Consider the following 1,407-nt stretch of genomic DNA (forward strand, 5'->3'; position numbering starts at 1 on the left):
CATTACCGGCTGCAGCAAGGCCGGATATAGAGATGCAGCCCATCCTGTCTGTCGAAACACACGAAAACTGTTGCAAACGGGACGCGTTCATATAGATCGAGCCATGACCGACAGCACGATAGAAGGACTGCTGGTCGAGGTCCTGAATGTCGACGCCGAAATCGTTGCGCGACACACCGAGATCAATCGCATTCACGCTTGGCTGAGCGCCGGCCTGCCGATCGAGCCCGGCATCCGCGTGCCGCTCGCCGAGCTCGAGCAGGAACTCGACAGCTGGCAGAAGCATCGCGAAACGCTGATGCAGTCGATCGAGAAACTGCGCTGTGCCGGGCGGCGCGGCGGCGTCCCACGCACCTCTACGATAGAGTGAGCGCCCGGCATCGCCGCGACTGCTGACCTGAGAACCCGCGTGCGAACCTTCGCGCCAGCCCTGGCGCCGCAGATCGGGTAGCATCGCGATTTCGCGATCAGATCAGTCATGGAGCAGTCATGCCGGCAACGCCCATCGTAGAGCGGGTTCTTCTTACCAATGACGACGGCATCGACGCGCCGGGCCTCGCGGTCCTTGCTGAGGTCGCGTCGCAGCTCGCGCGGGAGGTGTGGATCGTCGCGCCCGCGGAGGACCAGAGCGGCACCTCGCACTCGATCAGCCTGCACGAGCCGCTGCGGGTCGCGCGCCGCGACGCGCGGACCTACGCGGTGCGGGGCACGCCCGGCGACTGCGTGGCGCTCGCGGTGAGCCACCTGATGAAGGACGCGGCGCCCGACCTGATTCTGTCGGGCGTGAATCGTGGCACCAATCTCGGCACCGAAACCGTGTTCTCCGGCACAGTCGGCGCGGCGATGACGGGCCTGCTGCTCGGCATCCGCTCGATCGCTCTCAGTCAGACCTACTCAAAGGGCACGCCGATCCGCTGGGAGACCGCGCGCGAACATGCGCCCGCGGTGATCCGCACGCTCGTCGACGCCGGCTGGGCGAGCGACGCGTGCCTCAACGTCAATTTCCCGGACCGCGCGCCGGCGGAGGTCAAGCCGCTCGTCGTGACGACCCAGGGCGCGGGGCTGCTGAGCGGCATCGAAGTGGTCAGCGGCACGGATCCGCGCGAGATCGACTATCACTGGCTCACGCTCAGCCGTGCGCCGCAACCGGAAGACCCGGGCAGCGAAGCGACGCGCATCGCGGCCGGTCACATCACCGTTACGCCGCTGCAGTTCGAGCGCACCCACGAAGCGGCCGGCGAAGCGCTGCGGAAGGTGCTGCATAAGGCGCTGCCGGGCGCGTAAGCGCTTGTCGTCCGCGTCCGGCCGAACCCAGGGCAATCGCATTAGGAAGTCGTTTACTGGCGGGCTTGGGCAGGTTAGTGGTTGTAAACAAAGGGCGAAGCGTCGTTTACTCTCGATTTTTGG

2 protein-coding genes are annotated in these 1,407 nt (G+C 66.0%); both read left to right on the plus strand.

Translation table 11 applies throughout. From position 1 onward, the window contains the following. Positions 1-103 precede the first annotated feature (103 nt). The gene (locus DVS29_RS36725) at positions 104-370 is read left to right on the plus strand and encodes a hypothetical protein (RefSeq protein ID WP_118186244.1); all 267 of its coding nucleotides are present in this window, start codon (positions 104-106) and stop codon (positions 368-370) included. A 119-nt stretch (positions 371-489) separates the two neighbouring features. Then, positions 490-1,284, plus strand: a complete 795-nt coding sequence (gene surE, locus DVS29_RS36730) for a 5'/3'-nucleotidase SurE (RefSeq protein ID WP_118186246.1) — start codon at positions 490-492, stop codon at positions 1,282-1,284. The last annotated feature ends 123 nt before the right edge of the window (positions 1,285-1,407 follow it).

Origin of the sequence: Paraburkholderia phosphatilytica, from assembly GCF_003443895.1 — a bacterium.
Classification (GTDB): domain Bacteria; phylum Pseudomonadota; class Gammaproteobacteria; order Burkholderiales; family Burkholderiaceae; genus Paraburkholderia; species Paraburkholderia phosphatilytica.

Excerpts from the sequence above, each read along its gene's own strand:
- DVS29_RS36725 (WP_118186244.1), top strand. The coding sequence starts at position 104 with ATGACCGACAGCACGATAGAAGGACTGCTGGTCGAGGTCCTGAATGTC.
- surE (WP_118186246.1), top strand. The coding sequence starts at position 490 with ATGCCGGCAACGCCCATCGTAGAGCGGGTTCTTCTTACCAATGACGAC.